This window comes from uncultured Lacinutrix sp. (assembly GCF_947500605.1).
In the GTDB taxonomy this organism is placed as follows: Bacteria; Bacteroidota; Bacteroidia; order Flavobacteriales; family Flavobacteriaceae; genus Lacinutrix.
On the sequence record NZ_CANMSJ010000001.1, the window covers coordinates 459,475 to 482,633 of the forward strand.

Annotated in this window: 27 protein-coding genes; 7 read left to right on the forward strand and 20 right to left on the reverse strand. The window is 30.9% G+C overall.

From position 1 onward, the window contains the following. Positions 1-22: 22 nt before the first annotated feature. From menD to Q0935_RS02100, 3 genes are read right to left on the reverse strand one after another with little or no spacing between them, the layout of a single operon-like run. Positions 23-1,741, reverse strand: a complete 1,719-nt coding sequence (gene menD, locus Q0935_RS02090; RefSeq protein WP_299381943.1) for a 2-succinyl-5-enolpyruvyl-6-hydroxy-3-cyclohexene-1-carboxylic-acid synthase — start codon at positions 1,739-1,741, stop codon at positions 23-25. Between the two features lie 39 nt (positions 1,742-1,780). Then, positions 1,781-2,911 (reverse strand): chorismate-binding protein, encoded by a 1,131-nt coding sequence (locus tag Q0935_RS02095; RefSeq protein WP_299381945.1) that lies wholly within the window; start codon positions 2,909-2,911, stop codon positions 1,781-1,783. Positions 2,912-2,914: 3 nt separating this feature from the next. Continuing rightward, the gene (locus Q0935_RS02100) at positions 2,915-3,340 is read right to left on the reverse strand and encodes a PaaI family thioesterase (protein WP_299381947.1); all 426 of its coding nucleotides are present in this window, start codon (positions 3,338-3,340) and stop codon (positions 2,915-2,917) included. Positions 3,341-3,387: 47 nt separating this feature from the next. Here Q0935_RS02100 and Q0935_RS02105 point away from each other — a divergent pair, with 47 nt between their 5' ends. Further along, the gene (locus tag Q0935_RS02105; protein ID WP_299381949.1) at positions 3,388-4,020 is read left to right on the forward strand and encodes an esterase; all 633 of its coding nucleotides are present in this window, start codon (positions 3,388-3,390) and stop codon (positions 4,018-4,020) included. Positions 4,021-4,148: 128 nt separating this feature from the next. Here the strand turns inward: Q0935_RS02105 and Q0935_RS02110 are convergent, their stop codons facing one another. Further along, positions 4,149-4,526 carry a hypothetical protein gene (locus Q0935_RS02110; protein ID WP_299381951.1) on the reverse strand — a complete coding sequence of 126 codons (378 nt, stop codon included), beginning with the start codon at positions 4,524-4,526 and terminating at the stop codon, positions 4,149-4,151. Between the two features lie 225 nt (positions 4,527-4,751). Here Q0935_RS02110 and Q0935_RS02115 point away from each other — a divergent pair, with 225 nt between their 5' ends. Further along, positions 4,752-5,381: a YceI family protein gene (locus Q0935_RS02115; RefSeq protein ID WP_299381953.1), complete on the forward strand. Its 630-nt coding sequence runs from the start codon at positions 4,752-4,754 to the stop codon at positions 5,379-5,381. A 108-nt stretch (positions 5,382-5,489) separates the two neighbouring features. On the opposite strand, the gene Q0935_RS02120 is transcribed toward Q0935_RS02115, so the two are convergent. From Q0935_RS02120 to dnaK, 9 genes are all read right to left on the reverse strand, one after another. Further along, complete coding sequence (locus Q0935_RS02120; protein ID WP_299381955.1) at positions 5,490-5,975, reverse strand: hypothetical protein; 486 nt, start codon at positions 5,973-5,975, stop codon at positions 5,490-5,492. Positions 5,976-6,100: 125 nt separating this feature from the next. Next, entirely contained in the window at positions 6,101-6,778 is a 678-nt protein-coding gene (locus Q0935_RS02125) for a metallophosphoesterase family protein (RefSeq protein ID WP_299381957.1), read from the reverse strand. A gap of 99 nt (positions 6,779-6,877) precedes the next feature. After that, entirely contained in the window at positions 6,878-7,282 is a 405-nt protein-coding gene (locus tag Q0935_RS02130; protein ID WP_299381959.1) for a hypothetical protein, read from the reverse strand. A gap of 40 nt (positions 7,283-7,322) precedes the next feature. Next, positions 7,323-7,898, reverse strand: coding sequence for a Crp/Fnr family transcriptional regulator (locus Q0935_RS02135; RefSeq protein WP_299381961.1), 576 nt, complete (start codon positions 7,896-7,898; stop codon positions 7,323-7,325). Further along, on the reverse strand, positions 7,899-8,561 hold the full coding sequence (gene ribB, locus Q0935_RS02140; RefSeq protein ID WP_299381963.1) for a 3,4-dihydroxy-2-butanone-4-phosphate synthase: 663 nt from the start codon (positions 8,559-8,561) through the stop codon (positions 7,899-7,901). It lies immediately after the preceding gene. 131 nt (positions 8,562-8,692) lie between these two features. Further along, positions 8,693-9,199, reverse strand: a complete 507-nt coding sequence (locus tag Q0935_RS02145; protein WP_299381965.1) for a PAS domain-containing protein — start codon at positions 9,197-9,199, stop codon at positions 8,693-8,695. A 355-nt stretch (positions 9,200-9,554) separates the two neighbouring features. Continuing rightward, a complete protein-coding gene (locus Q0935_RS02150) occupies positions 9,555-9,995 on the reverse strand; it encodes a hypothetical protein (protein WP_299381967.1) in 441 nt (146 codons plus the stop codon). Then, the gene (locus Q0935_RS02155) at positions 9,995-10,942 is read right to left on the reverse strand and encodes a nitronate monooxygenase family protein (protein ID WP_299381969.1); all 948 of its coding nucleotides are present in this window, start codon (positions 10,940-10,942) and stop codon (positions 9,995-9,997) included. Before Q0935_RS02155 ends, Q0935_RS02150 begins: the two co-directional genes overlap by 1 nt. 150 nt (positions 10,943-11,092) lie before the next feature. Beyond that, the gene (gene dnaK / locus Q0935_RS02160; protein WP_299382331.1) at positions 11,093-13,039 is read right to left on the reverse strand and encodes a molecular chaperone DnaK; all 1,947 of its coding nucleotides are present in this window, start codon (positions 13,037-13,039) and stop codon (positions 11,093-11,095) included. Between the two features lie 148 nt (positions 13,040-13,187). On the opposite strand from dnaK, the gene Q0935_RS02165 reads away from it, so the two are divergent. The 5 genes from Q0935_RS02165 to Q0935_RS02185 all read left to right on the forward strand — a co-directional run bounded on the left by Q0935_RS02165 (position 13,188) and on the right by Q0935_RS02185 (position 18,437). Next, on the forward strand, positions 13,188-13,673 hold the full coding sequence (locus Q0935_RS02165) for a hypothetical protein (RefSeq protein ID WP_299381971.1): 486 nt from the start codon (positions 13,188-13,190) through the stop codon (positions 13,671-13,673). A 119-nt stretch (positions 13,674-13,792) separates the two neighbouring features. Next, positions 13,793-15,217: an L-serine ammonia-lyase gene (locus Q0935_RS02170; RefSeq protein WP_299381973.1), complete on the forward strand. Its 1,425-nt coding sequence runs from the start codon at positions 13,793-13,795 to the stop codon at positions 15,215-15,217. Positions 15,218-15,346: 129 nt separating this feature from the next. Further along, positions 15,347-16,165, forward strand: a complete 819-nt coding sequence (panB, locus tag Q0935_RS02175; protein ID WP_299247378.1) for a 3-methyl-2-oxobutanoate hydroxymethyltransferase — start codon at positions 15,347-15,349, stop codon at positions 16,163-16,165. Positions 16,166-16,298: 133 nt separating this feature from the next. After that, positions 16,299-16,994 carry an RluA family pseudouridine synthase gene (locus Q0935_RS02180; protein ID WP_299381975.1) on the forward strand — a complete coding sequence of 232 codons (696 nt, stop codon included), beginning with the start codon at positions 16,299-16,301 and terminating at the stop codon, positions 16,992-16,994. Positions 16,995-17,066: 72 nt separating this feature from the next. Continuing rightward, a complete protein-coding gene (locus Q0935_RS02185) occupies positions 17,067-18,437 on the forward strand; it encodes an aldehyde dehydrogenase (protein ID WP_299381977.1) in 1,371 nt (456 codons plus the stop codon). Positions 18,438-18,450: 13 nt separating this feature from the next. Here the strand turns inward: Q0935_RS02185 and Q0935_RS02190 are convergent, their stop codons facing one another. The 7 genes from Q0935_RS02190 to Q0935_RS02220 all read right to left on the reverse strand — a co-directional run bounded on the left by Q0935_RS02190 (position 18,451) and on the right by Q0935_RS02220 (position 23,120). Next, the gene (locus Q0935_RS02190) at positions 18,451-19,284 is read right to left on the reverse strand and encodes a histidine kinase (RefSeq protein ID WP_299381979.1); all 834 of its coding nucleotides are present in this window, start codon (positions 19,282-19,284) and stop codon (positions 18,451-18,453) included. Next, positions 19,277-19,924, reverse strand: coding sequence for a hypothetical protein (locus Q0935_RS02195; RefSeq protein WP_299381981.1), 648 nt, complete (start codon positions 19,922-19,924; stop codon positions 19,277-19,279). The genes Q0935_RS02190 and Q0935_RS02195 overlap by 8 nt, the downstream gene beginning before the upstream one ends. A gap of 212 nt (positions 19,925-20,136) precedes the next feature. Then, complete coding sequence (locus Q0935_RS02200; protein ID WP_299381983.1) at positions 20,137-20,412, reverse strand: hypothetical protein; 276 nt, start codon at positions 20,410-20,412, stop codon at positions 20,137-20,139. A gap of 299 nt (positions 20,413-20,711) precedes the next feature. Then, positions 20,712-21,413: a hypothetical protein gene (locus Q0935_RS02205; protein ID WP_299381985.1), complete on the reverse strand. Its 702-nt coding sequence runs from the start codon at positions 21,411-21,413 to the stop codon at positions 20,712-20,714. 5 nt (positions 21,414-21,418) lie between these two features. Beyond that, positions 21,419-21,895, reverse strand: a complete 477-nt coding sequence (locus tag Q0935_RS02210; RefSeq protein WP_299247354.1) for a hypothetical protein — start codon at positions 21,893-21,895, stop codon at positions 21,419-21,421. 151 nt (positions 21,896-22,046) lie between these two features. Next, positions 22,047-22,751: a hypothetical protein gene (locus tag Q0935_RS02215; RefSeq protein WP_299247351.1), complete on the reverse strand. Its 705-nt coding sequence runs from the start codon at positions 22,749-22,751 to the stop codon at positions 22,047-22,049. 6 nt (positions 22,752-22,757) lie between these two features. Further along, a complete protein-coding gene (locus Q0935_RS02220) occupies positions 22,758-23,120 on the reverse strand; it encodes a hypothetical protein (RefSeq protein ID WP_299247348.1) in 363 nt (120 codons plus the stop codon). Positions 23,121-23,159 lie beyond the last annotated feature (39 nt).

The window sequence follows — 23,159 nt, forward strand, 5'->3', positions numbered from 1 at the left end:
AACGGAAAAAACTACCGACTAATTACTTAATATATGTAAAATACTTTAATAGCGTCTCATCGTTCAATTCGCTTGGAGTAAATATTTCAAGTAACTTAGGCTTAGCTTCTTCAATATAAAAATTTTCTAAAACTGAATCTAATTCAAGTGCATTAGAAGCCGTTTTATATTCAAAATCATACATACTACATAGCTGTTTTGCCGTTAGATTATGTTTAGTTTCAAAGTAAGTATCATAATTTAAGGTGTTTTTATGTCCAGGTAAAATCCTGAAAATCCCTCCTCCTGCATTATTAACAACAATTACTCTAAAATTATTGGGTATATAATTATTCCAAAACGCATTGCTATCGTACAAGAAACTTAAATCTCCTGTAATAAATGTGGTTTGTAATTTAGAAGCTGTTGCTGCACCTATAGCTGTACTTGTACTACCATCTATACCGCTAGTTCCTCTATTACAAAAAACTTCTATAGATGTTTTTAAATCGAAAAGTTGTGTGTATCTTATTGTAGAGCTATTTCCGACTTGTAATTGCGAATGACTAGGTATTGCATTTAATAAAATTTCAAAAGCCTTAAAATCGCTAAAAGGAATGGTTTTTAAATACGCTTCGTGTTTTTCTCTTCTGCTTTTAAAAGCAGTAAGCCAAAAACTATTGTATTCACTTTGCATAGTACTTGTTTGTGGTAAAAATTGAGAAAAGAATGCATTAACAGGCATTTTAAATACTTTATTTAAAGCAAAGAAAGTATCATTTGCATCTTGCTCTCCAATATGCCAATGCTGTTTTAATTTACAATCTCTTAAGAACTTTTTAATTTTTTTAGAAACAACAAGTCCTCCAAAAGTTAAAAGTATTTCTGGTTTTAGCAGCTCTAGTTCCTCTGTATTTAAAGCAGCGATTAATTTATCTATTCCAGGAATAAAACGTTCGTTATGGATATTAGAAGTTGTTTCGGTAAGTACTAAAACACTTTCATCTTGAGCTAAAATATCTAAATATTGCTGTTCTACACTATTTGGCTGGTTTACACCTACTAACACCAATTTACGCTTGGCAGTATTCCAAAGCTTTAAAAAGACACTTAAATCTTCTTTTTCAATGTTTTTTTCCGCAAGCGGAATCACCTCTGGATTTACAACTAACTCCTCTACAATATCATATAAAGGTTCATTAAACGGAATATTAATATGTACAGGTCCTTTTTCTAAAACCGATACGTTAATTGCCTTATTTATTTCTTCTTCATTAAAATATTGTACACTCTTTTGTAAATCTAAATACTTCGCTTTTTCACTTGCTTCAAGTTTGTTTTCTTCATCTAAATCCTGTTTTAAATTAGCAGAATACAAAATGTGATTTTTATAAACATTCTCTTGGTTTATAGTTTGTCCATCACCAATACCAACTAAATGTTTTGGTCTGTCTGCACTTAAAACCACTAATGGAATATTACTATAATAAGCCTCTGCAACAGCAGGATAATAATTTAAAAGCGCACTACCAGAAGTACAAACAACAGCCACCGGCTCTTGAATTTGTTGTGCAATTCCCATAGCAAAAAATGCAGCACAACGCTCGTCTACAATACTATAACATTTAAAAAAGGGATCGTGTGTAAAACCTATTGTTAAAGGTGCATTTCTACTACCTGGAGATAATACAATATGTTGTATATTCTTAGCTTTACAAAGCTGAACAACGGTTTGAGCGAGTGGTATTTTTGGGTGCTTCATCTGTGGTGTAAAAATACAAAATCACAATTTTATTCCGAATTAAAACAACACCTTTTTCATGGTTTGTGTTTTATTCACCGTTTCTTGCCATTCATTTTCTGAAATCGAGTCTTTTGTAATACCGCCACCAACGTAAATAATAGCTTTCACATCTGTTAATTGCATACAACGCAAGTTTACAAATAAATTAGAAACTGTTTTTACAGCGCTATACGCATTATTCTCTACGTTTCTACGGTTGGTATTTCGCGTTGTTTTTTCTTTAATATTTAGTTCGCCCAAATAACCTGTGTAAAACTCACGATTATAATTTTCGTTGTTTAAAATAAATTCCTTCGCAGTTGCTTTTGGTAAGCCACAAACTGCAGGCGTTGGATGTAAAACAGTTACAACCGCTTTTAAGTTTGAAGTTAATAGACCAGAAACTCTCGTTTTTAAATGCAGTAAATTACCTGCTTTAATAGTTTCTACTTTGGCTACATTTAAATTACTTACCGAAGCTTCTAAACTTTCAACAAGAAAATTGGTAACCAATTGCTGTTCTTCGGTTTCTTTGGCTTCCCATTTTGGGTTGGCATCTCCTTTATATTCTTGAGTGCCGGCCAAAGCCATTGTTGTAAACCTGTTTCCGGTAACGCTTAATAATGTTTCTGGTGTTGCACCAAGCCACAGCCCTATTTTTGGGTGGTACCAGCAATACACAAATGCTGTTTTGTATTGCGATAATAAGCGTTTAAAAAGTTGGATAGGATTATTTTCTAAAAGCACAACTTCTTCTTTTCGAGAAATTATTACTTTCTTAAAAGTGTTCTCTTCTATGATTTTTATAGCTTTTGAAACTAAATCTATATGAAACGTTTTGGCGTTATTTAAATCAGTTTCACTTTCGTTTGACTTCAATTTATCTTCTGCTTCTAAATTGTCTTCAGTAACACTAAAACTTGTTTCTAAACTATCGGATTGCTCGACAGGAATTAATACCGTTTGCTTGTCTGAATCGAAAGGAGAAAACACGAATCCGCTTTCGGTTAAATTTTCAGAAGTATACACTATATCATTTTCTTGAAACACTCCTTTTACAACCGAAGTATTAGGTTTAGAATACAATACAAATGGTAAAGCATCGTCAAAATGATTTTGGGTACTCTCGAAAAAATCTGATGATTGCATTTATTACTTCTTTTTTGGTAACGAGATTGTAGACAATCTACAAATAGAAACTAAATTATCGGCTTCGTCTGTTACTCTAATATCTAATAATTGTGTAGTTCTACCTTTATGTAAAAAAGTCGCTTTTGCATAAACAAAACCGTCTTTTACGCTTTTTAAATGGTTAGCAGTAATTTCTAAACCACGTACAAACATATTCTCTGTGTCTGTAAATATATGCGAAGCAAAACTACCTACACTTTCTGCTAAAGCAGCTGTTGCACCGCCATGTAATACGCCATCTGGTTGGTGTACTCTTGGTGTTACTGGCATTCTGGCTACTAGAAAATCTTCACCAAAATCTACCATTTCAATGTTTAAAGTTTCCATTAAAGTATCTTTACTAGAAGCGTTTGCTTTTGCTAGCATTTCTGTTTTAGAAATATTCATCTATTTACTGTATTTTTATAACTTCAAAAATACGAAACATAGCAAGAATGCAATCTACCCAAAAGGAAATATTTTACACTACCAACAAACCTTATTCTACTTTAAACACTTTAACCAATAAAACCAAGAATGTATGGTTTGTATGCCATGGTTTGGGCTATTTAAGTAAATATTTTATCCGATATTTTAAAGGCTTAAATGCCGAAGAAAATTATATTATCTCTCCTCAAGCGCCTAGTTTGTATTATCAAGATGGTTTTAAACATGTTGGTGCCTGCTGGTTAACTAAAGAAAATACGCAAGCCGAAACCCAAAACATTATCAATTATTTTGATTCTATTTTAGCCGAAGAACAAATCCCTAAAGACAAAAACCTTATTGTTTTAGGTTATTCTCAAGGTGTTAGCGTAGCAACACGTTATATTAAAAACAGACAATTAAAATGCTCTCAACTTATATTACATTCTGGAGGTTTACCAAAAGAATTAATAGCCGAAGATTTTAAGCTTTTAAAAGCTAAAGTCTCTTTGGTTTACGGTACTGAAGATGAGTATCTAGATGCTAAACGTATTGCTTACGAAACTGAACGCGCACAAGAATTATTTGGAAAGGATGTACATATTATTCCTTTTGAAGGTAAACATGTAGTTAATGTAGATATTATTAATGGATTGGTATGATGATTTTTTTTGATTTAGCTAGAGTGATTGTTAAAGCTGCTGTATATGTTTAGTCGTGTGATTTAAACAATTAATTACATATGATGTTCGCATTAGAAGTTATTTTTTCATTTCAATATTAGGATGATTTAGTCTTTATTTCTTGCAAAATGCCCTTCTTTTTTTAGCATTAAATAAGTCCAAGCTCCACCTAAAAAGTCTATTACAGAGATTATTATTATTCTCGCAGGTACTAACTCTAATATCACAAATGCAGTAAAGAAAACAATTACCGTAAATCGAATAAAAGCAGTTGTTTTCAATATTAAAATAAGCTCATATTTGGCACCTATGAAATAGTAAACAGCTGTTGCCATTAATAAAATCCCTTCAAATCTAATCCAAACTTCATTAGTAGGTTCTATACCAAATAAATTAAGTAATAAGTTAGGTACAAATAATAGCATTAATCCAATAAGTACCAAATAAATACCATAAATGAAAACACTTTTTGCGGATTGACTCATTTTTTATTCATTTTTTTTAATTCATTATTACCCATGTTTCTTTGCTATAAATCGTTTCAATGTTTTATATCATACGTTAAACGAAGTTCGACTATTTTTTTAGATAGCCAAGAGTAAAAGATCCCTATTAGCTACTACTCCACTTTTTTGCATTTCCTTTACATTTCATTGACACATTTAACAATGAATCCATTTTACATTCGCAGAAATATTAAATATAATATCATGAAAAACATCAAAAATCTTGCGTTGTCATTAATTGTATTAACAATTATAATTGTTGCTAGTGGTTTTACTATAAGTCCATCAGTTTTTAAAAACAATGAAACTGTTATTATGGTTGAAAACAAACAAAAGCAAACTCTTAATTTGTTTGTTACACACGGACATTGTAGCACACCGTTTACTGGTGTTATAGACAATTTAAAAGTAAATGCTCCTATTAGAAGCGACTTAGGGAATCCTTTAGAGGATATAAAAATCTCTTTTGAAGTAAATCCTAATTCGTTTAGCGTTTGTGCAGGAGACGACTTAACAGCAAAAATTAAAACACCTGGTTTATTTATTGGTAAGAATGATGAGAAAATAATTTTTAAAACTACCGAAATCTACACTATGGGAATCGATTGGTACCAAGTTAATGGTAAAATGTCTATAAAAGGAATAGAGAAAGATGTAACGCTATTTGCCACAGGTATTAAAAAACCAAAAGAAACAAAAACTCGTTTACTTGTTTTAGAAGGACAAATAAATCTATTTGATTGGGGAATTGACTATGATAAGATTGTAAACGGAAAAACAGAGATCAATCCTACTAAATGGATGTATATTAATATGAAGATTGAAATGTCTTGATTTGATGGTGTTAAATTTAATTATAGGTTTTTACGAGAATATAAATCAGCCAGCATTACGGCTAAAACAAGCTCCTGCATTAATTATTGCCATTATTAGTTGTAGTTTCTATTGCTTCATCCAATCCCACATAAAATCGCCGTAAACATTTGATATGTCTTTCTCTGTTAAATCATTCCAAGTTCTGTGTATCAAACCTCTTTCTTGATCAATAATTTTATTTCCAGCTATCCAAATTCCGTCATGTTTAGAATTTGGAGCATTTTCTAATTTATATTTATCTAAAAAATAAATATTTAAGTGCAAATAATCTTTAAAATCAGACTTTTCAATTGTTATGTATTTATCAATTACGCTTGTTGGTCTATATTTATAATTTATATCAGGTGTTAAATTTTTAATAGGTGTGATATCATTATTAATTATCATTTTCATTTGAGTTTCTCTATCTAACTCAGGAAATCCAATTTTTTCATGTGCTTGATTAATTAGCGATAAAGCTTTTTTATATCTATTATCCTCGATTTTATTTTTTACGATTGAAAATAATATCAAGCCGACAATTATTGTAATTATAATAATTATTGTGTTCATGATTAATTATATCTAATATTTCACCAATACAAAATCGTTTTAATGTTTTATATCAGACGTTAAACGAAGTTAAACTATTTTTTCAGCAAGACAAGTATTCAGTATTAGTACTTTTTATATTACAATCAAGTTCTTTTTAATTTCCCTTTTTCTATCTCTCCTTTATTATTTGCTTTTAAAAACTCACCTGTTTCAACATTTAAAGAGGTTAACCACATACCTCCGTGTGCAAAAGTATCAATACAAATGGTGTGTTTAAAATCTGCTATTTCTCCATTTTTCCGAGAAGTATGCCCACAAATCACCGTTTTTGTTGGGTTATAAATTAAAGGTGTTTCAAATTTCTTCCAAAATAAATGATGCTCATTCTGTTGTTCTAAACGTTTGTTTTTTTCAAGTCCTGCATGAACAAAAATAAAATCTCCAATTTCAAAATAAGGTAAACAGGAATCTATAAAGTCCCAATGCGTTTTATCTATCTTATCACTCCAATTTTTGTTATCACTAATAGCATATGATTTTAAGGTCGTTGCTCCTCCATAATATTGTAACCACTCTACAAATATATCGGGTGAAGATTTAGCAGTTGTCATCATTATCTCATGATTACCGCGAATAAATTTAAAATCGAAAACCTTACTTTTTTCTATTAACCAATCTATAACAGCTTTACTATCCGTTCCTTTATCAACGTAATCTCCAAGAAAAATTACTTTATCATCCTTCTTAATTAAACCCTGATTAAAAATAGTCTTTAACGCGTTTATACTGCCATGTATATCTCCAATTGCATAAATCGCCATAATGAGTTAGTTTTTGATGTTTTATAAGTATTTAGTCTATAAAACGTGTGGATTTGTATTAGAAGTTTTCTCCTATAAAAATTAGATATATGAGCTATTCTAATAACTTACTTTCGATTTATTCTTCAGCTTATTTTCTATAATAGGATATAGATTATACGTTGGATAAATTTCGGTTTTAAAAGCCTTCCATGCGGTTCTTTCTATGGCTAAATTTACTGCTGATAATTTTGAAGCAGGAAGTTCTAAAATAACCATTTGGCCAATTCCCATAACCACAAACCAGTTAACTACTGCAACACCTTCTGGCAGGAAGTTTTCATAAAAACCTTGATCGGTTCTTATTTTTTCAATCTCATTTAAATTCATGCTTTGATCATGTTTAAGAAAGATTGTTAGCAATAATTTGTCACTAGCTTTTTCCGAACTTGGTGTTGTTTCAATCGCTTGTGAGTAACCTATAAATTGTAATAGAAATAGCCCTAGTAATAATACTTTTTTCATGTTTTATCCTTTTAGATTTATTGTGTGTTTTATTTTGCTATTAAAGCTTAGATTTTATTCTACTTAAAGTTTCTTGAGAAATATTAATATAAGAAGCAACTATTTTGTTTGGCAGGCGCCTAACAATATTCGGGTTTATTTTAAATAACTGCTTATACCTTTCGGATGCATCGAGAGTAGTAAATGATATTAATCTTTTAGAACTATTAACGTAGGCTTTTTCTAAATAGATGTTATAAAAATCTTTCCATTTGGGAATCGTTTTTATGAGGGTTCTAAAATCGTCGTGAGTAATATATAGCAACTCACTCTTTTCTATAACTTGAATGTTTTCTTGTGCAGGCTCGTTAGTTATAAAGCTAACAAGTTCTGTAGCAAACTGATTTTCGAATGCTATATAGCGTGTAATATCCTTGCCTTCTTCGTCTATATAAAAAATTCTTAGACAACCTTTTTTAACGAAATAACTAACCTGACTGTTTTTTCCATTTGAAAGTAAAATTTCATTTTTACTTTTTTTAATGGGTTTAAAATAAGATAACACGACTTTTAAGTCTTTATCTTCAATATCAATATTCTTTTTTATGAAATTTGTGAGTTCAATATAATGTTCCATTTATTTATAGTCTCTTACAAATTTACGGTAATGAATAATATCTTGTATTGATAGCACCATTAAATTATGCTCTTCTGCAAATTCTAAAATAGTGTCCATTTTAGCCATTGTACCGTCGTCGTTCATTAATTCGCAGAGTACAGCTTCTGGTTTTAAGCCTGCTAGTTTCATTAAATCTACGCTTCCTTCTGTATGTCCATCTCTTTCAAGTACACCATTATTTTTAGCTCTTAAAGGAAATATATGGCCTGGTTTTGCTAAGTCGCTGCTTACAGCATTTTCGTTGCTAGCTACTTGTATTGTTTTTAATCTATCTTTTGCAGAAACTCCAGTAGTTACTCCGTTTTTTGCTTCTATAGAAATAGTAAAAGGTGTTTGAAAACTACTCGTGTTTTCCTTTACCATATATGGCAAATTAAGTAAATCTGCTTTTTCATTGGTTAAACAAAGACAAACAATACCACTACATTTTCTAATCATGAGTGCCATGTTACTATTAGTCATATTATGCGCAGAGAAAATTAAATCACCTTCGTTTTCCCTGTTTTCATCGTCCATTAAAATAACGCCCTTTCCATTTTGAAGGTAGTTTAATGCTTTTTCTACACGCTCTTTGCTATCGTTACCAAATAGTGTTAATGTATTTAATTCTGTAAGTACCATTTTTAGTTTTTATTGTTATTAAAAAAAACAAAACTAATGGTCTCTGAAATCAACATACTTGACGTAGGTCAATAAATTTGATGTTTTTAAACTTTATAATCGTATTAATTAAAAACTAAATGCTTATTAATTTAATATTCCAATACACCACTATTTATATAAACTTCTTTTTCTAAAGCTAATAAATGAGATAACTTTCCTTCTTTATTTTTTAAAGGAAATACTTCAATTTCACAGAAATACATTTCTCCATTTTTTTTATAATTTATTATGGTTTCTTTAAACTGAAATTGATTTTTAATGTTTTCTCTTATTCTATTTAAGGTTTCTTTTGAAGTCTTTTCACCTTGTAAAAATTTTGGAGATTTACCTTTAGTAAAATTCACAGGATAGCCCGTCATTTCCTTAAAACCAACATTAACCCATTCTATTTCTTGATTACTGTTAGTTAAAACTATAGCATCGAAATTTACTTTATTTAATTGCTCTTCAATATTAAAAGACCAATTGTATTTTTCTTGAAATTCTTTTAATGCAGCTATATCTGAGTTCTTTTTAAAATCCTCGGCTTGCTTTTGAAGAAACATAGAATAGATATCCCAGCATTTTAATGGTCCACGAAGTGTTGTTTTTAACATTGGTTTCATTTTTAACTGCTTTTTAAATGAAACACTAATAGTGAAGAATAACTATATTCTTAAAAACTATTAACTGGCTTCAAATCGCGAAAGCATTATTATTAATTAGTAAAGGCAAGTAATCTGGCTTATAATAATTTGTATTATTAATTACAGTTGCGCGACAGCTTGTGATTTTAACACAATTCCTTTTAACGTTTAAACGACCTTTTACAATACAAGGATAATACTTAATAAATGAACTTACAATGTCTTGATATTATTTAACAAAAAAGCCCTTGAAAATTTCAAGGGCTTTTACTTAATGCTTTTTAATACGCTTTCATCTTTCTTTTAAAAAGAAATTGTACTGCTATTACTGCCATAAAACCGAAGTATCACTAGGCGAATAATAGTATTCAAACTCAATTATTTCTCCAGAATCTAAAGTGTCTCGACCTATTAAATAATAGGTTTTATCTACATGAATACTATAATACATTTTAGCCTTGTAAAATGTAATTTTATCTCCTGGTTGGTATATTTTTACAGATTTTACATCCTCACTATTAAAATGAGACGCTTCGCCTACTACTAATGAATAGTGTTTAAACCTTAAATTAGTTTTATTCCATCGAATAGTACTCGCCTCTTTTAGTGCTTGAGGTTTATTTAAAAACATAGAATATGGAAGCTGCTTTGATACATCTTTTTTAGACTCGTATAAAACCGAAAAAATAATTAGAGCTAAAAAAAGAAATACTAATAAGCCCATGCCTATTAGTATTTTTATAATCGTTTTTCTTGTTATAGCCATTAGCTCACCAACTTATCTATAATCGCTTTTATTGGCAGTATTGCTTTAGTATGCTCAATACTTGGTCCTGCTACCCAAACAGTTTTGTAAGTGGCTGTTTTTGCTGCATTTTCTGTAGCTTTCATTCCTATTGAAAAACGAATCATTTTAACCCATTTTTTTAAGCTCTTGTTTTTATTTAAAACAGATTCTAACCAAGATTCTTTAGTACCAATTTTTTGGACATAAGGTGTGTTAATTACTGTACACGGTGTACCAGAAATACGCTGTGTCATTATAATATCTTTTGCACCGTAATCTACACAAGCTTGCTTATACTCGTCTGTTACTCCTGCTTCTATAGATGCAATAAACGGACTTCCAACACTAACACCTTCTGCTCCATAGTTTATCATCTTATCAATATCTGCTTTACAACCAACACCTCCTGCTGAGATTACTGGAATACTTAAAGCTTTACTTAATTGGTTTGTTAGTTCTTCTGGAGACAGATTACCTCTGTGGCCTCCAGCTTCATTATTTACTGCAATAGCTGCATCTGCTCCTAATTGTTCTACTTTTTGAGCAAAACGTAAATCGGTAACATCGCAAAATACTTTTATACCGGCTTTATGTGCTTGCCTAATCGTTTCTTCTGGGCTTCCTAAAGATGTAATTATAAAATCGCATCCTTCTTCGCAAATAACCTCTAACTGACCTTTGTATTTAAGGTTCGATTTATTTACTATTAAATTAAATCCAAACGAACCGCCTTCTACTTTATTAGCTTTAAGCTCTTTTAAAACAGCTCTTAACTCATCTAGTGTTCTATAATTAAGTGCTGGAATACATCCTGCTATTCCTCCTTTCATGGCTTCAGTTACCATGGCAACATTAGAGACCAAAAACATTGGTGCTTGAATTATTGGATACTTTATATTTAAAAGTTGAGTTAATTTAGTTTGCATGATTTTTTATTTATTTAAACAAATATAATCAATAATTTATTATGCATGCATAATTCTTTTTTAATATGAAGCATAAAAAAACGCAACCAAATTAATGGTTGCGTTTTTAATATTTATGGATTCCGCATCAAGTACGGAATGACAAAAAGATTATTTAACTTCTTCGAAGTCTACATCTTCTACATTGTCACTTTCTGCTTGAGCTGGTTCTCCTGCTCCTGCATCTGGTCCAGCTGCTCCACCTTGAGCATCTGCTTGTGCTTTGTACATTTCTTCGCTAGCTACTTTCCAAACTTCGTTAAGTTTATCTAAAGCTGGCTCAATAACTGCTACATCTCTAGTTTCGTAAGCTACTTTTAATTCAGCTAAAGCTTCTTCAATTGGTGCTTTTTTATCGTCAGATATTTTATCACCAAATTCTTTTAATTGATTTTCTGTTTGGAAAATCATAGAATCTGCTTCGTTTAATTTCTTAGCATTTTCTGCTGCTTTTGCATCTGCTTCTGCATTTGCTTCAGCATCAGCTCTCATTGCTTTAATTTCTTCTTCAGTTAAACCAGAAGACGCTTCGATACGGATATCTTGAGTCTTGTTAGTTGCTTTATCTGTAGCAGAAACTTTAATGATTCCATTTGCATCGATATCGAAAGTTACTTCAATTTGAGGAACTCCTCTTTGTGCTGGTGGAATATCACTTAAGTGAAAACGTCCAATTGTTTTGTTATCTGCAGCCATAGCTCTTTCACCTTGTAATACATGGATTTCCACTGAAGGTTGGTTATCTGCTGCTGTAGAGAATACTTGAGATTTTTTAGTAGGAATCGTTGTATTTGCTTCAATAAGTTTCGTCATTACGTTACCCATTGTTTCGATACCTAATGATAAAGGTGTTACATCTAAAAGTAATACATCTTTAACATCTCCAGATAAAACTCCACCTTGAATTGCTGCTCCTAAAGAAACAACTTCATCAGGGTTTACGCCTTTAGAAGGTGTTTTTCCAAAGAACTTTTCTACTGCTTGTTGTACTGCTGGGATACGTGTAGATCCACCAACTAAAATTACTTCGTCGATATCACTTTTAGATAATCCTGCTGCTTTTAAAGCTGTTGCACAAGGCTCTATTGTTCTTTTTACTAAATCGTCAATTAACTGCTCGAATTTAGAACGTGTTAAAGTACGTACTAAGTGTTTTGGTCCAGATGCAGTAGCTGTAATGTAAGGTAAGTTAATTTCTGTTTGCTCTGAAGCAGATAACTCAATCTTAGCTTTTTCTGCAGCTTCTTTTAAACGTTGTAAAGACATTGGGTCTTTACGTAAGTCCATAGACTCTTCAGCGTTAAATTCATCAGCTAACCAATCAATAAGTTTTTGATCTACGTCATCACCACCTAAGTGTGTATCACCATCTGTAGATAAAACTTCAAATACACCATCTCCTAATTCTAAGATAGATACATCATGCGTTCCACCACCAAAATCGAAAACAACGATTTTTTGATCAACTCCTTTTTTGTCCATACCATAAGCTAAAGCTGCTGCTGTTGGCTCGTTGATAATACGACGTACTTTTAATCCTGCAATTTCACCAGCTTCTTTAGTTGCTTGACGTTGTGCATCGTTAAAATATGCTGGTACAGTAATTACTGCCTCAGATACTGAAGCTCCTAAGTAATCTTCAGCTGTTTTTTTCATTTTCTGTAATACCATTGCAGATAATTCTTGTGGCGTATATAAACGACCATCAATATCAACACGTGGTGTGTCATTATCTCCTTTTACTACTTTGTATGGTACACGTTCTGCTTCTTTTTTAGACTCAGTGTACTTGTTACCCATAAAACGTTTAACCGAATAAACTGTTTTTGTTGGGTTAGTTACTGCTTGTCTTTTTGCTGGATCTCCAACTTTAATTTCTCCTCCTTCTACAAAGGCAATTACAGATGGTGTTGTTCTTTTACCTTCTGCATTAGGGATAACTACTGGCTCGTTACCTTCCATTACAGAAACGCAAGAGTTGGTAGTTCCTAAATCGATTCCAATAATCTTACTCATATCTTTATTTGTTTTATGTTTTCCGCTTAATGCGAAATAAATTATATTAATTATTTACGATTGCATAAAGACAATGATTATGCCATTAGAAAAAATGTGACATGATGTCATATCTTATTATTTATAAATTATATCTATTTGGCGCTACTTTGGTATTAGTTTTGATATATTTATTAAAAAATTAAATATTATGAAACGTATATTATCGGTAATTACTGTAATCACTTTATTATTAACGTCTTGCGAAGGTCCAGAAGGACCTAGAGGTTTCGATGGTGCCATTATAGCTTCTTCAGCTTTTGAAATTGAATTAGACCTTAACCAAACTAACAATTATGAATACTTTGAAGCTTATGGTTTCCAAGTGTTACCAACAGACGTTACGTTAGTCTATATATTATGGGAAACAGTTAACGGACAAGATGTTTGGAGACTTATGCCACAAACGGTTCAGTTTGATGACGGTGATTTGGTTTATAATTATGACTTTACACAAACCGATGTTAGATTTTTTCTAGACGGCACAACAGATTTTTCTCTTTTAGATAGTTCATACACACAAAACCAAGTATTTAGAGTTGTGGTTGTACCTGCAGATAATGTTGGAAAAACTTCTAACACTAATTTAGAGGCAGTTATGACACAATATAATATTAAAGCATTTACTAAACGTTAAAATAGTAGTCATTATAAAATAAATGCAGACAGCTTTGATGTTAATAATCAAAGCTGTTTTTTTATGTTTTAAACATAAACAATAAACTATATTTGTGTTACTAAAACGATATAGTAATTATGGAATGTATTTCAGTTTTCGATATGCTAAAAATTGGTGTTGGGCCATCGAGTTCCCACACTTTAGGACCTTGGCGTGCTGCCGAACGTTGGTTACAAGAATTAAAAGATGATAATGTCTTTAATACTGTTACCAGAATTCAAGTAGACTTATATGGTTCTTTATCTTTAACAGGAATAGGGCATGCTACCGATTTAGCTGTTATGCTAGGTTTAAGCGGTAGTGATCCAGAATATATACCTACCGAAACTATAGATATTATTATAGCTTCGATTACAAATACTGAAAAACTTGTTTTAGGTAACGAAAAGATTATTGACTTTGATATGCAATCTGAGATTGTATTCAACAAAGTGTTTCTCCCTTTTCATTCTAACGCCATTACTTTTACTGCCTTTAGTATGAATACCGAAATACATCAATCTACCTTCTACTCTATTGGTGGTGGATTTGTTATAAAAGAAGAACGTACCGTAGATGCCGAAAACCAAGAACTTAAAAGTGAATTTCCTTTTCCTGTAGATAAAGCAACAGAATTATTAGCTTTTTGTAAGAGTGAAAATAAAACCATTTCTGAAATTGTTTTAGAAAACGAACGCTCCCTTAGAGACGATAAAACTATAGATCACGAATTGCAACGTATTTGGCAGACTATGCTAGATTGTATGTTTACAGGCTGCCATACCGAAGGTACTTTACCGGGAGGACTAAATGTAAGACGTCGTGCTTACGATATGCATAAAAACTTAAATATTGAAATGCCTTATGTTACTTCTCAAGATTGGTTGCAATCTATAAGACAAAGTGAGGTTAAATTTAGGCAAATATTAAAATGGGTAAGTTGCTTTGCATTATCTGTAAACGAAGTAAACGCATCGCTAGGTCGTGTGGTTACTGCTCCTACTAATGGTAGTGCTGGCGTTATTCCTGCGGTTTTAATGTACTATATGGTAATAGAAAACCATGAAGCAGATTTTAAACACATCAAACAATTTTTATTAGTTGCAGGAGAAATAGGAAGTATATTTAAAAAAGGTGCCACTATCTCTGCCGCTATGGGTGGTTGTCAGGCCGAAATTGGTGTAAGTTCTGCAATGGCAGCTGCTGCTTTAACAGAATTACTTGGTGGTTCTCCAGAACAAGTTATGATTGCCGCAGAAATCGCTATGGAACACCACTTAGGTTTAACCTGTGATCCTATTGGCGGATTAGTGCAAATTCCTTGTATAGAACGTAATGCAATGGGAGCTATTAAAGCCATTAATGCAGCAGAATTAGCCTTAGATACAGATCCTAAAAATGCAAAAGTACCATTAGACAAAGTTGTTGAGACTATGTGGGAAACAGCTAAGGATATGAACAACAAGTATAAAGAAACTAGCGAAGGAGGTTTGGCAGTACGCGTTAACATGGCAGACTGTTAGAGTCTAACTCATCCTAAAATAGAATGAATAGCGATACACAATTAAATAGATCTAATCGAATTAATCATAAGATAGAACTATTGAGTAAGTAAATTTAGTATTTTTACAGTCTATCTTAATTTAAAATAAATGTCAGTAGCAAAAAAAGAATATAAAAGAGTAACGGTAAAATCATTAGTCGATATGAAAAAGCGAGGAGAGAAAATTTCCATGCTTACTGCATACGATTATACTATGGCAAAAATTGTTGATGGAGCCGGAATAGATGTTATTTTGGTTGGTGATTCTGCTAGTAATGTCATGGCTGGACACGAAACAACATTACCTATTACTTTAGATCAAATGATTTATCATGCTTCTTCTGTTATTCGTGCTATTGATCGCTCTTTAGTAGTTGTAGATTTACCTTTTGGAAGTTACCAAAGTGACCCAAAAGAAGCTTTACGTTCTGCCATTAGAATTATGAAAGAATCTGGCGGACACGCCGTTAAAATGGAAGGTGGTAAAGAAGTAAAAGACTCTATCAAACGTATTTTACATGCTGGAATTCCTGTTATGGGACATTTAGGTTTAACACCACAATCTATCTATAAATTTGGTACTTACACTGTTCGTGCTAAAGAAGAAGAAGAAGCGATACAACTTAAAGAAGATGCTTTAATGCTTGAAAAAGCAGGTTGTTTTGCAATTGTTTTAGAAAAAATACCTGCTAAATTAGCACAAGAAGTTGCCGAGAGCGTCTCTATTCCTGTAATTGGAATTGGTGCTGGCAACGGTGTCGATGGACAAGTTTTAGTAACACATGACATGATTGGTATGACACATGAATTCAATCCGCGTTTTTTAAGACGTTACATGAATTTATATGAAGAAATGACCAACGCATTCACACAATATGGTGAAGATGTAAAAAGTGGTGATTTTCCTAATGATGAGGAGCAGTATTAAATAATGTTCAGTTTCTAGTATTCAGTATTTACTCATCTCTGAATAGTTCTGTGTAAACTCAGAGAATCTTTGTACGATTTTTGATAAATCCTTTAGATTCTCTAATTTTAATTTATTCTTTTAAAACAAATTAGTGGCAAAAATCATTTCTACAAAAGACAACCTTCAGGTTATTTACGAAGACAATCACATTATTGTAGTTAATAAACGTGCTGGTGATATTGTACAAGGCGATAAAACTGGAGATAAACCTTTAAGCGATGTTGTAAAGGAATATATTGCTGAGAAATACAATAAGCCTGGAAACGTATATTTAGGAACAGTACATAGGCTTGATAGACCAACTACTGGCTTGGTTATATTTGCTAAAACCAGTAAAGCTTTACCTCGATTAAATAAATTATTTGTTTCAAAAGATATTTCTAAAACCTATTGGGCTTTAGTAAAAAATAAGCCTGAAAAAGATAGTGATACACTTATTAATTGGCTTATAAAGAATCCTAAAAACAATAAATCTAGAGCACATATTAACGAGGTTCCAGATAGCAAAAAAGCTATTCTTCATTATAAAACAATTAAGACTTTAGATAATTATTTCTTATTAGAAGTAAATTTAGAAACCGGCCGTCATCACCAAATACGAGTACAGCTATCTACTATTGGCTCTCCAATAAAAGGTGATTTAAAATATGGTTTCGATCGTAGTAATAAAGATGCCAGTATTAGTCTTCATGCAAGAAACATACAGTTTACACATCCTGTTTCTAAAGAAAAATTAAACATAACTGCTCCTCTACCTAAAGATCCAATTTGGAATGCTTGCTTATAGTTAAAAGTTTAAGATTTTGTTACAATAGCTTTCCGTTTTAAAAGCGTAACTTACTTTTTTAATTAACTATTTATGATCCCTAAATTATTACAATCTCAAAAAGAATATTTTAAAACTGGAGAAACAAAATCTATTGCTTTTAGAAAACAAGCTTTAAAAAGACTTAAAACGGAGCTTATAAAACGTGAAAACGATATCATTGAAGCTTTAGCTAAAGACTTTAAAAAGCCCGCATTCGAGTCTGTTTTAACAGAAACGGTAGTTGTCCTTTCAGATTTAGATTTAATGATTAAAAACATCTCTAAATGGTCTAAACCTAAGCGAGTACTACCTGCTTTAATGAACTTTCCGTCTACAGACAAATTGTATTCTGAGCCTTATGGACAAACACTAATCATTGCACCTTGGAATTATCCTTATCAATTAGCAATTGCTCCAATGGTAGCTGCTATTGCTGCAGGAAATACGGTTGTATTAAAACCGAGTGAACTTACTCCAAATACTTCAACGTTATTAAACACAATTATTAAAACTGTTTTTAAACCAGAACATGTTTGTGTTGTTGAAGGTGGTGTAGATGTATCTACTACTCTACTTGCACAACGTTGGGATTATATTTTCTTTACAGGAAGTGTAAATGTTGGTAAAATTGTTGCTAAAGCTGCAGCTGAAAATCTAACACCAATAACATTAGAATTAGGTGGTAAAAATCCATGTATTATAGACGAAACAGCAAATATAAAACTAACTGCCAAACGTATTGTTTGGGGTAAATTTTTAAATGCAGGACAAACCTGTATTGCTCCAGATTATATATTAATTGCCCAAAATAAAAAAGAAGCTTTTTATAAAGCTATGAGGGCTGAAATTGAAAAAGCTTATACTAACAATCCTAAAGCATCAGAAGATTTTTGTCGTATTGTAAACCAAAAGAATTTTGAGCGTTTAAATGGAATGCTTACAAACGAGAACTGCATTATAGGTGGACAAACAGATGCCAAAACATTATACATCTCTCCTACTCTTATAGATGAACCAAGTTTAGACAGTGAAGTCATGAAAGATGAAATATTCGGTCCAATACTTCCTGTTATTTCTTATAAAAATGAAGCAGAAATTGAAACCATAATTTCTAAATACGAAAAACCATTGTCGCTTTATGTGTTTAGCACAAATTCAGCGAAAGCTAAAAAAGTAATTGAAAAATTCTCTTTTGGTGGTGGCTGTATTAACGATACTGTTGTTCATTTTGCTAACCATAGATTACCATTTGGCGGTACTGGTAATAGTGGTATTGGTGCTTACCATGGTAAATTATCTTTCGATACTTTTTCTCACCAAAAAGCAGTTGTTAAAAAAGGAAACTGGTTAGATTTACCGGTACGTTATGCTCCTTATACAGGAAAGTTAAAAAAGGTCAAGAAGATTTTGAAATGGTTATAATCAAGGAAATATATTATTTCTTTTCATGATTATAAGGATACTTTATTTCTAATACAACACCTTCACCAACCTTAGAACTTAGATTATACTCTGTATTAATCAGTTCTGCACGGCTTTTCATGTTAAGTAATCCTGATCCTTTTTCTACAGTATCCATATCGAAACCTTTTCCGTCGTCACTTGCTACTATTACAAGCTTATCTTCTAAATAATTTAATTTTACTAATAAATTTTTAGCTTGAGAATATTTTACCGTGTTAGAAAAGAATTCTTGAAGTATTCTAAAAATAATAATTTCATGCTTTGTATTTTTAAAAGGTACAATCTCTCCCTTGACATGCAATTCTGCAGTAGCAAATCTTAATTTTTTAAGTCTATTTAATTCATTTTCAATAGACTGTTCAAATCCAATATTTAAAACAACTTCATTATTTAAAGAACGAGATAACATTCTCACTTCTTTTAAACTCTCTTTTACAGTACTTGCAGCTTCGGTAAAGTTCTCTTTTACATCATCACTAACTTGTGTTTTTAGTATGTTCATTTGCATACTTGCAGCAGCTAGTAATTGACCCACATTATCGTGTAGTTCCCAACCAATATTTTTTAAAGTTTGTTCTTGTATTTCGGTTTGTGCATTACTTAATTCTTCCTCAAAAGCTTGCTGTTGCTTAATTTTATCAATCAGTAATTTGTTTTTCCTTTTCTGAAAAACAATAAAAAACAAAATAACCAAAGCGGTTACTATTACTAAAACACCAATCATATAGATTAATAAATAGCGTTCTGCGGAAGTGGATTTTTTCACCTCTTGAAATATAGAGGATAGCATTAGTAAATTATACATAATGAGGTTGTGGTTTAGAAATGATAAGGCCAATAGCAAAACAAGAATACATAAAGATATTGGCAAAAACAAAAATGCGTCTTTTTAAATAGACAAAATCGAAGTCTACAACGGTATTATATGCTTCAAAAAATAAAATTGGAGTAACTATAAGCCACCATATTAAGATTGCGCTTAAAGCATAAAAACTATATGTTTTTAAAGCATTTGAAATAGTTTCAGAATTAATTAATTCTATAAAGTAGACTGAACACCCAATTAATAAAGTAAATGCTCCCGTAAATTGATAATAAGAATCATGCGCTTTAAAAAACACATTTGGATAAATATAAAAATGACTTAGCATGAGCACAAAATATACGCCACCTAAAACAAGAATAAATCTTCTATTAATATTATTACGTAATACACTATATATGTAATATAGTATTAATAATACTGTGCCAAATATCCAAAACAAGTTATACCAAGACATACTATTAAAGCCTATACTTCTAAGGTATGTGGTTAGCTTAAAATTATTATCATAAAAAAAAGTAGCTCCTGTAAAATCTATTAGTACAATGTAAATTAAAAATAGAATAAAAAATGTAGTTGTTGTGCCTTTGTATTTTTTTAAACATAAGAGTCCTGTGAGCATTGCTAAAAACTCAAAAAAATAGCTTATAAAATTAAAATTCTTTGTTATAAATTCTAGCACTAAGTTGTAGGATTAATAGCATTACAAAAATACGCTTTAATTTTACAACTCGATCTTTTAAGGTTTAGATAAAATTAAATTTACTCAAAATTTAAGGTATAAAAAAAGCAGCTATAAATATTACAACTGCTCATTCTTAATGTTTGTATAAATCAATCTGGATAACCTTGTCCTGGTGGCATACCATCATGACCTCTATTAAGTCCATCAGCACCTGGAATATCACCACTTCCATAACTATCTGGTCTTAAAAATTCTCCATTTTTGTTAGTAAAACTATCTCCTGTTGGCACCATAAAAATTGTAGAGTTTCCTGCATTTTCGCTTCCATCATTTTCAGGATAAGCTGCATAATACACACGAACACCATCCATTTCGTAACCTAATTCTGTTGCTTGATTTTCTGCATAGTCTAAATAATTACGCATGTCTTCTAATGACCACCAACCAGATCTATTGTCTGGTTAAGTCCTTGACTTATTCATTTCAAATGCTCTTGATTTTGTCCATTCATCATTTAAGACTTTGGCTCTCTCGAGAGAAATTACACCAGATGGCGCAATAATTTCCTTTTTTGTAGAGGTTTCGGTTTCTACTGATTCATCTTTGGTACAAGCAAACACAGTGATACTAATAGACTAAATAATTTAGTTTTTTCATATTTATTAATAGTTTAAGTTAATTATAAATGTAGTATTCTAAAACGAAGAATCAAAACTTTATGTTTTTATTTTTCTGGTTTTGATACTATTAAGCCTATCGTAAATACTAGATACATAAAAAAATTAGCGAATAAGTAAATTTGCCATTCTAAAAATATAAAATTCCAATCACTACCTCTAGTGTATAAATCAAAAAATGAAATTGGAGTTGTAATTATCCACCAGACAAATATTGCACTAGCTATATAAAAATAAATAGTACTATAAAATTTAAGTATTGTATTGCTTTGTAGTAATTCTAAATAGTAAAGTACCGAACTAAGTATCATAACTAAAGCTCCGATAATTTGTAATAAAGAGAAGTATTGGTAAAAAAACTTTTGATAATTTACTAATAAATAAACCGTAGCAAAAAAAACAAATAAATAAGTGGCTATTTTCAAAACTTTTACATGAAGCTTTACAGTAAGTATTCTTTGAAAAAAAATTGAAAATAATACAATTGCACCAATATCAAAAAAAATAGTGAAATACCAATAATTATTTCTAAATACTGAGTTATATATGGAGTTTAAAAAATCAAAAGTATCATAATAATGAGCGTAGCTTCCTAAAAATTGGACAAGAAATAAGTAAAAAATTATTTTAATAAAAAAAGTAACAGGTGTTGCTTTATATTTCTTATAAAAAATAAGTCCTGCAACAACTGCTACTAATTGAATACCATAAATGATAAACATATAGTATTTTATTAAAAAATTTTCCAATAGATTTAATTTGGATATCCTTGTCCTGGAGGCATTCCTCCTCCTGCTCTATCCAAACCTTTAGCTAAAGGATCGTCATTATTTGGATCGTTTTCTCCAGGTTTATAATCTGGGTTTGGTACCGTTGGCACCATGAAAATGGTTGTTTTACCACCTTTACCTAAACTATCATCAACACCTAAATAAAACCTAATACCTGTAATATTATTATTCTCACCTTCAACTATAGATAAGTAGCTTTTAATATCTTCTATAGAATACCAAGAAGAGCGATTATCTACACCTCCAAAAGCAACAGAATCATTAACATGTTTTCTGTAGTCTGTCCAATTATCGTTTAAAGCTTTTGCTTCTGTTGTTGATATTAATCCTCTTGGAGGATCTTGTGTTGGTAAAGCTCCAACATTGTTTTTGCAGCAATAGAAGTACATAATTAGTATTCCTATTAGTAGGCCTAATACAAGCCCAATTAAGATTTTCATTTTTTTTAGTTTAAAAGTTAGTCATAAATGCAATAAAGGTTTTATTACAAATTAATTAGTATTTATATTAAAAAAATAAATACTAAAGTTTACATCATAGATATAATTTTAAAATTAATAGCGATTTAAAAGTAATAAAAAAAAATGACTACTACTTCTTTTCTGGTTGCGAAACTATTAATCCTATGGAAAAAATTGAATACATAAAAATATTTGAGAAAATGTAAATACTTCTTTTTAATAAAACGAAGTTTTTATCTTCTAAAACATAATACTTTTCAAAAAACACTAACGCTGTCATAACAAGCCACCATAAAAAAATAGTAGCACTTATATAAAAATATAATGATGTTGAAAAGTATAGAATTTTATCTCCTTTAAGAATCTCAATAAAATGAAGTGATGCACAGCATAATATAACTATTGCTTGCAATACATACAAAATAGTATATGCTGATTTAAAGAGAGCGTCTACATTATAAAAAATTAAACCTAGCGCAAAAATAAAATAGGCTAATGCTATATATTTTATTATAGATTTAAAAATCTGATTTTGTAAAATCTTTTGATACAAAATAGCGAAAAAAGAGACAGCAATTATATCAAAAAATACAGTAAACCACCAATTATTCCCTCTAAAAACACTGTTTTTTATTGGCTCCAAAAAGTCGAAAGTATTATAATATTTAGGGAACATTCCTAAAACATCAATCAAAAAGAGATAAAGCAATAACCATATAAAAAAAATGGCAGCAGTACCTTTATACTTTTTTAAACAAAAAAGCCCAGTAATTGCAGCCAAACCTTCTACACTATGAGTAATTAAACTATTATAATAAACTAAAAACTCTAACATGAAATTTTATTGAGGGTATCCATTCTGTACTGGATCTCCTTGTTCTCCTCTATCCATTCCTTTTGCATTAGGAATATCTTTATTATTTCCTTTACCATCAGCTTCTGTTGGTACCATAAAAATAGTTGTTAAGCCTTTAGGATCTTTTTGGGTAGTTTCAGTACCTAAATAAAAACGAACTCCGTTTACATTTTTATTTTCTTCTTTAATTAGATTTAAGAAATCTTGCATGTCGTCCAGCGAATACCAAGACGAGCGATTATCTGGTTTACCAGCAGCTGTGTTGTTTTCTCTAGATCTTAGTTTTGTCCAATTGTCGCTTAAATCTTGAGCTTCACCAGCTGTAATAATTCCTTTAGGTATAGACATAGTTTTGTTTCGTTAATTAATAGCGTTTAAATTAATAAA